The sequence below is a fragment of the Anoxybacillus thermarum genome (genome assembly GCF_000836725.1).
In the GTDB taxonomy this organism is placed as follows: Bacteria; Bacillota; Bacilli; order Bacillales; family Anoxybacillaceae; genus Anoxybacillus; species Anoxybacillus thermarum.
The window spans coordinates 1-7,411 of record NZ_JXTH01000086.1; the positions used below are offsets into that span (position 1 = coordinate 1).

Sequence of the window (7,411 nt, forward strand, 5' to 3'; positions counted from 1 at the left end):
GTCCAAGCGGGTTGAACAGGCCAAACGGAAGGCAGGACGGTTGTGGGCAGATGTGGTGCGTCAGAATCTACCGTGTCTGCAGCGGTCATCCGGGACGCCGATCCATCAAGCGTTGTCGGCGCTTCGGGATTTTGGTTGGGTGTAAAAAAATGGAATACAATATCATCACTTCAAGATGAGGGATGAGAGTCCAAAAGCGCTTACGATATCAATTCCTGAAAATGGTTCGCTAACTAGTGATTGACAACACCCGTAGTGAACCGAAAAAATGTTCTCCACAAAGTCTTGACTGACTCCTCAAGCAGTTCAAGCTTGACATCGCCAACTTTTAAAAACGCTACCCGAACTTGTTCTGATTCGACCGTTTCAATGCCAATGCACGATAAGCCGAGCGTATCCGTATAAAACGGAAGCGCCTCGTCTAACGATTTGACTGCAATGCCAATATGATCGACTTTTTTTACTTCCATGACCCCACCCCTTTGTTGTTCTCGGTTGCAAACCATCTGTGTATTTCGACATCTTTTTTCTTTTTTCCTTCTTTTTTTGCATTTTTCCTGCTTGTTTGCCGCACAGCATGTTTGTACAATAAGAAGCAAGAGGTGAGGAATATGCATTCAAAAAAAGTGCAAAAAATTGTTGTTTATTTAATGCTCGGCTCGATGCTTTTGACTTCTTTGCTCGCTGGATTAAGCATGTGGATATAGAACAAGCTGACCATATTCGGTCAGCTTGTTCTTTTTTATTTCAGCGCCCCATACTTTTTACCAAGCTGTTGGAACGATTCATTTGTTTTTACAATGGCTACTTTCGTTCCTAGTGGCACGTTCGGATATAACACCTCGACATCCCGATTATGCATGCGCACACATCCTTCTGTTATATAACGTCCAATCGATGACGGTCGATTCGTTCCATGAATCCCATACGTCCGTCCATCTGTCCCGCGCGCATCAAATCCGATCCATCTTGTACCGAGAGGATTGTTCGGGGCGCCCCCTGGAATATTTTTCTTTCGATAGTACGGATTGATCGCCTTTACCGTAACGGTAAATAATCCTTCTGGCGTGAGCGCATTCGTTTTTCCTGTGGCAACACGATATATACGTTCAATTTTTCCATGGCGAATAAAAGCAAGTTGATTCGTTTGTTTGTTAACAATAATCATCGGATCACCAAGGCGCGGATTGTCTCCGAGTGGCCAAAGCGGTGAAAGAAAAAGAAAGAAAGCAAAAAGAAGCGGCATCATCTCACCCTTTTTCAATTATTGTGCGTGAAAAAAGGGCGATCATACCGTTACAATTGACTTTTGATGATTAAATATTGTTCCATCTCTTTCACAAAATGCAAAAGAGCCGCACGTTGTTCAAACTCCTCGCGCGTTTTCGGTAACGGCATTTGTTGAAACTGTTTTTTCATCTCCTCGAGTTGCCGAATAAAACGATCCGCTGTATTTCCCGGGTGAATTGCATCGCTTAGTTCATCGATAAAATCCGCAATCATATTGCGTTGCTCGACCGTATATGTCATGGAACTAATCAGCGGCAACATCCGCTCAATAATTTCAAATTGCCGTTCGCGCATACGAAAATATCGGTAATAATAATCTTCATTGCGCAAAAAATGATTTTCAATATTTTGCAATGCCAGCGCCTTTGCTTGCTTTAACGTATCGCCCGCTAAAGCAATTTCCTTACCGTCCCATAAACTTTCATTCGTCCGTAAATAATGAACAATTTCTTTAAAAATGATGCGAAATAAGTCTTCTACGATGCGTTGATATTCTTTTAAATCTTTTTCCACGCTCGGCATGTACATATTGACGAGCAAAGCGATGCCGATGCCGATGATCATTAACATCACTTCATTATATACAAGATGCCACGTCATCGCTTTCGCCATATATACGTGCAAAATAATGACCGCACTTGTCGCAATTCCTTCCGTCACTTTCAACGAGACGGTCGTCGGAATGAAAAACAGTAACAATAAACCGATCGAAACCGGATGATAACGAAGCCCTTCAAAAAAGAAAAACGAAAACAACAAACCAACTAAGCCGGCAACAAACCGAGCGCGCGCTGTTTGCAATGATTTTTTTTTCGTCACTTGAACACAAAGTAACGTAATAATGCCAGCAGAAGCAAAATTTTCAAGATGTAACGATTGGGCAATCGCAATAGCGCTCGCCGTTCCGATCGCCGTTTTCGTCGTTCGATAACCAATTTTTAACACAAACATCACACTCCGCCCCCATTATAACACATTCCAATATAAAAGGTGCCCGCAACGGACACCTTTTATATTTGTTCATATAAACGAATTAATTGCTCGGCAGCCATCGTCACCGTCTGCTTTCCTGCCATCACATCTTGTTCAATAGCGGGCAACTGTTGTTGTACAACTGGATGATGAAAAAAGCGGTTGTGTAAGTAATCTTTAATCATTGCATGCAGCCAATCTTTCATCTGTTCTCTTCTTCTTTCCTCAAACACGCCCGATTGTTTTGTCGTTTGCACAAACCGTTCGATCACTTCCCAAATTTGTTCAATTCCTTCTCCGTAAAGGGAAGAACATGTATACGCTTTCGTTTCCCAACCTTTCGTTGCGTGGCGCAAGTAGTGTAAAATTTGATTATATTCTTCTTTCGCTACTTCTGCTTTCTTTTTATTGTCGCCATCTGCTTTATTAATGACGATCGCATCGACGAGCTCCATCATTCCTTTTTTCATTCCTTGCAGTTCATCGCCAGCACCCGTTAAAGCGAGCAATAAGAAAAAATCAACCATACCGCGCACCGCCACTTCGCTTTGACCAACACCGACCGTTTCAACAAGAATCATATCATATCCAGCTGCTTCACAAAGCAACATCGTCTCGCGCGTTTTGCGATGCACACCACCGAGCGTGCCGCCTGATGGGGAGGGACGAATAAACGCACGCGGATGGCGCGCTAAACGTTCCATGCGCGTTTTATCTCCAAGAATGCTTCCGCCTGTAATCGAACTGCTCGGATCGACAGCTAACACGGCAACACGATGACCTTTTTCACATAAAAATTGTCCAAACGCTTCAATAAACGTACTTTTTCCTGCTCCCGGTACACCGGTAATGCCAATGCGAATCGAACGCCCGACATATGGAAGAAGTTCATGCAAGATTCGCTGAGCTTTTTCGGTATGTTTTGGTGCATTGCTTTCAATAAGCGTGATCGCTTGTGCTAAAATGGTGCGATCATGATTCAGTACACCTGCGACATATTCCTCAACGGAACGTTCTTTTCGTTTTATCGATCGGTTTTCTTTCGCTAAATGGGCACGATCGTTTCCTTTCACGTACGACGTTGCAAACATCTTTCCGTCATCAGCCCATTCAGGCCGAGATGTCCGTTCTTCGCTCATTCACTCACTTCCTCGTAACCGAGTCGTCGATAAATTTCATGCAATACTTTTTGTGCTGCTACCGGAATGATTGTACCTGGCCCAAAAATTGCAGCTGCACCATGTTCATATAAAAATTCGTAGTCTTGTGGTGGAATGACTCCACCAACGACAACGATAATATCTTCACGACCTAATTTTCGCAACTCTTCAACAAGTTGTGGCAACAACGTTTTATGCCCCGCAGCAAGCGAGCTCATGCCGACGACATGGACATCGTTGTCAACCGCTTGCCGAGCTGTTTCTTCTGGTGTTTGAAAAAGCGGGCCGATATCGACATCAAACCCTAAATCAGCAAATGCCGTCGCAATTACTTTTGCTCCGCGGTCATGTCCATCTTGTCCCATTTTTGCGATTAAAATGCGTGGTCGTCTTCCTTCTAGCTCGTAAAATTCATCCGTCATTTTTTTGACGCGGGCAATTTCTTCTTCGTTTGTAAACTCAGAACTATATACGCCGCTAACAGAACGAATGACGGCTTTATGCCTGCCTGCTACTTTTTCAATCGCATCAGATATTTCCCCTAACGTCGCCCGAGCGCGCGCTGCCTCTACCGCTAATTCAAGCAAGTTTCCTTCACCTGTTTCTGCTGCTTTCGTAATTGCACGTAGCGTTTGTTGAACGAGTTCTTCATCACGGGAAGCGCGCAACTGTTTTAATTTTTCAATTTGCCGCTCTCTAACGGCCGTATTATCGACTTCTAATATATCGATCGGTTGTTCTTTTTCTGGACGATATTTATTCACGCCGATAATCGTCTCCGCACCGGAGTCAATTTTTGCTTGCCTTCTTGCCGCAGCTTCTTCGATGCGCATTTTTGGCAAACCTGTTTCAATCGCTTTCGCCATTCCGCCGAGATTTTCGATTTCCTCAATGTGAGCCCATGCACGCTTCATTAATTCGTTCGTTAACGTTTCCACATAATACGAACCTGCCCACGGGTCAATGACTTGGCAAATGCCTGTTTCTTCTTGTAAATAAAGCTGCGTGTTGCGTGCAATGCGAGCGGAAAAGTCCGTTGGCAATGCAATTGCCTCATCAAGCGCATTTGTATGAAGCGACTGCGTATGTCCCATCGCTGCGGCATGCGCCTCTAAACATGTGCGCACAACGTTATTAAACGGATCTTGTTCAGTTAAGCTCCATCCCGATGTTTGCGAATGCGTGCGAAGGGCGAGCGATTTTGGGTTTTTCGGATGAAACGTCTTCATCATTTTCGCCCAAATGATTCGCGCTGCGCGCATTTTTGCTACTTCCATAAAATAGTTCATCCCAATCGCCCAGAAAAACGATAGGCGCGGAGCAAATGAATCGATGTCAATGCCTGCTTTTAGTCCTGTGCGCACATACTCTAATCCATCCGCAAGCGTATAAGCGAGTTCAATATCTGCAGGTGCTCCTGCTTCTTGCATATGGTAACCTGAAATGCTTATGCTGTTGAATTTCGGCATATGTTTGGACGTATACGCAAAAATGTCTGCAATAATACGCATGGACATTTCTGGTGGATAAATGTACGTATTCCGCACCATATATTCTTTTAAAATGTCATTTTGAATCGTTCCAGATAGCTGTTCTTGTTTTACTCCTTGTTCTTCAGCCGTCACAATGTAAAACGCCATAATTGGCAATACGGCACCGTTCATCGTCATCGATACGGACATTTGATCAAGCGGGATGCCGTCAAATAACGTTTTCATATCTAACACAGAATCAATGGCTACACCTGCCTTGCCAACATCTCCGATAACGCGCGGATGGTCGGAGTCATATCCACGATGTGTTGCAAGATCAAAAGCGACAGACAGCCCTTTTTGCCCCATCGCTAAGTTGCGACGATAAAATGCATTGCTTTCTTCCGCTGTCGAAAAGCCAGCGTATTGACGAATCGTCCATGGGCGATTGACGTACATGGATGGATATGGTCCACGAACGTATGGCGGAATGCCTGGCATATAGTCAACAAAATCGAGGTCTTCTATATCTTCTTTCGTATATAGCGGTTTGATCGCAATATGTTCGTTTGTTTCGAATACGAGTTCATCGAATGTTGCTCTTACTTTTTGTTCGATCGCTTTTTTCCACGTTTGTTCATCAACTGGCTTTCCATATTGTAACGACCGATTGGCAAAATTAATTTTCCCCATCCACGTTTACCCCCATATCTTTCATAAATGCGAAAATCGTATCGTAGCAGTTCGAACCGATATGAATGAATCCATTGACGCCCGCTTCTATAAACGTTGCTTCAATATGTGATGGTAGCTTTCCTGCGACATATATGCGAACATCGCTTTTTTCCGTTTTTACTTGACGCACAATATGCGGAACGACATCTACATAATCATCATCTGTCCCGCAAATGATATAATGCGTTCCGTTTGCTTCAAGTATGCCGTTGACGGCTTCCTCTATCGTCATATAACCGTCATTTTTTACGACCGTAAATCCTCCTGCTTCAAAAAAGCCTGTCATAAAATCGGCGCGCGCTTTATGTTTTGGAATGGAACCGAGATTTACAAGATGCACAGTTGGACGTTGACCGCTTGTTTCTGCATGACGTTCCGATGCTTTGCGAAGCTGTTCAAACGGCTCAGATAAACGCCATTGTCGAATCGGTGCCACGATCGTCATGCTTTCCTTTTCATGTATAAGATGTTGAGCGATCGCTCGACGTTTAACAAGCGAAAGCGCCTCTTCCATTGTTTTTACATCGATATACATATGATTGCTTCCGTAAGAGGTATACGTGTGTTTCGGTGCTGACGGCTCAGCAATGTTTGCATATACGTTCGTTCCGACGATCTTTTCTTTTCTTTCTTTCACATGTTGTTCGCGTTGTTTTGCTACGTTTTCAATTTCCTTTTGCACAAATCCACATTGAACGGCTTTTGTCATCCCGCCTTGCGCTTCAATCTGTTGAAATAATTTCCAAGCTTCTTCTGCTATTTGTGCTGTCAACGTTTCTACATAATACGATCCGCCAGCTGGGTCAATCACTTTCCCGATATGGGCTTCTTCTAACAAAATAAGTTGTGTGTTTCTAGCGATGCGCTCTGCAAATTCATCTTCTGTTGCAAACGGTTCGTTAAATGGTGAAACATGAAGGCTGTTTGCTCCACCGACGATCGCAGCAAACGCTTCTGTCGTTGCGCGAAGCATGTTAACGTACGGATCATATATCGTTTTCGTAAAATACGACGTACGCGCATGAATGGAAAGTTTTTGCGCTTGTTCGCTTCCTCCGAACGCTTGCACAATGTTTGACCAAATGAGCCGCGCAGCACGTAGCTTCGCAATTTCCATAAAGAAATGTGAGCCAACTGGGAAAGAAAAATCGATACGGTTGGCTACGTCATCAATCGTCAATCCTCGTTCGAGACATTCATTCATATACTCTACCGCTGAGGCAAAAGCAAAAGCAAGCTGTTGAATCGCATTGAGTCAGTCAAGACTTTGTGGAGAACATTTTTTCGGTTCACTACGGGTGTTGTCAATCACTAGTTAGCGAACCATTTTCAGGAATTGATATCGTAAGCGCTTTTGGACTCTCATCCCTCATCTTGAAGTGATGATATTGTATTCCATTTTTTTACACCCAACCAAAATCCCGAAGCGCCGACAACGCTTGATGGATCGGCGTCCCGGATGACCGCTGCAGACACGGTAGATTCTGCCGCACCACATCTGCCCACAACCGTCCTGCCTTCCGTTTGGCCTGTTCAACCCGCTTGGACTTCGTCGAGGCCGAGGCTGCCGTTCGGGTCTCTTCTTCCTCCACCAACTGCCCATTTCTCCGCCAAATCCCGTCGATTCGGGCTGCCATCGCCCTCAGAAACGCCCGAAGCCCTTGGTCTTTCCAGCTGCGGCGGGATTTCACCCGATGCGCAAACCGGCTCATCACGCTCTCGGCGTGGCCCATCGGACGCATGCCGGTCGTCTCCACCCCTTGCTCCGACAGCCACTCCCGA

6 protein-coding genes and 3 pseudogenes are annotated in these 7,411 nt (G+C 44.8%); 2 read left to right on the top strand and 7 right to left on the bottom strand.

What is annotated here, in order from left to right; genetic code table 11:
* Positions 1 to 145: pseudogene (locus tag LH47_RS15610) on the top strand (UPF0236 family protein); the annotation flags it as partial.
* Between the two features lie 151 nt (positions 146 to 296).
* On the opposite strand, the pseudogene LH47_RS13610 reads toward LH47_RS15610, so the two are convergent.
* Positions 297 to 470, bottom strand: a pseudogene (locus LH47_RS13610) (VOC family protein); the annotation flags it as partial.
* 141 nt (positions 471 to 611) lie between these two features.
* On the opposite strand from LH47_RS13610, the gene prli42 reads away from it, so the two are divergent.
* Entirely contained in the window at positions 612 to 707 is a 96-nt protein-coding gene (gene prli42 / locus LH47_RS16190; protein ID WP_009373849.1) for a stressosome-associated protein Prli42, read from the top strand.
* Between the two features lie 35 nt (positions 708 to 742).
* Here prli42 and LH47_RS13615 read toward each other — a convergent pair whose 3' ends face one another.
* The 6 genes and pseudogenes from LH47_RS13615 to LH47_RS15615 form a co-directional block, all read right to left on the bottom strand.
* Positions 743 to 1,246 carry a L,D-transpeptidase gene (locus LH47_RS13615; RefSeq protein ID WP_043968426.1) on the bottom strand — a complete coding sequence of 168 codons (504 nt, stop codon included), beginning with the start codon at positions 1,244 to 1,246 and terminating at the stop codon, positions 743 to 745.
* 50 nt (positions 1,247 to 1,296) lie between these two features.
* On the bottom strand, positions 1,297 to 2,241 hold the full coding sequence (locus tag LH47_RS13620) for an aromatic acid exporter family protein (RefSeq protein ID WP_235341161.1): 945 nt from the start codon (positions 2,239 to 2,241) through the stop codon (positions 1,297 to 1,299).
* A gap of 59 nt (positions 2,242 to 2,300) precedes the next feature.
* A complete protein-coding gene (meaB, locus tag LH47_RS13625) occupies positions 2,301 to 3,401 on the bottom strand; it encodes a methylmalonyl Co-A mutase-associated GTPase MeaB (RefSeq protein ID WP_043968428.1) in 1,101 nt (366 codons plus the stop codon).
* Complete coding sequence (gene scpA, locus LH47_RS13630) at positions 3,398 to 5,587, bottom strand: methylmalonyl-CoA mutase (RefSeq protein ID WP_043968430.1); 2,190 nt, start codon at positions 5,585 to 5,587, stop codon at positions 3,398 to 3,400. The genes meaB and scpA overlap by 4 nt, the downstream gene beginning before the upstream one ends.
* Positions 5,574 to 6,881 (bottom strand): annotated as a pseudogene (locus LH47_RS13635) (methylmalonyl-CoA mutase family protein); the annotation flags it as partial. The gene scpA and the pseudogene LH47_RS13635, both read right to left, overlap by 14 nt.
* Positions 6,882 to 7,032: 151 nt before the next feature.
* The coding region (locus LH47_RS15615; RefSeq protein ID WP_200890877.1) for a UPF0236 family transposase-like protein at positions 7,033 to 7,411 on the bottom strand (379 nt) is incomplete at its 5' end.

What these genes read in the sequence shown, in the direction of transcription:
- LH47_RS13615 (WP_043968426.1), bottom strand. Translation starts at nt 1,246, where the DNA reads ATGCCGCTTCTTTTTGCTTTCTTTCTTTTTCTTTCACCGCTTTGGCCA.
- prli42 (WP_009373849.1), top strand. Translation starts at nt 612, where the DNA reads ATGCATTCAAAAAAAGTGCAAAAAATTGTTGTTTATTTAATGCTCGGC.
- scpA (WP_043968430.1), bottom strand. Translation starts at nt 5,587, where the DNA reads ATGGGGAAAATTAATTTTGCCAATCGGTCGTTACAATATGGAAAGCCA.
- meaB (WP_043968428.1), bottom strand. Translation starts at nt 3,401, where the DNA reads ATGAGCGAAGAACGGACATCTCGGCCTGAATGGGCTGATGACGGAAAG.
- LH47_RS13620 (WP_235341161.1), bottom strand. Translation starts at nt 2,241, where the DNA reads ATGTTTGTGTTAAAAATTGGTTATCGAACGACGAAAACGGCGATCGGA.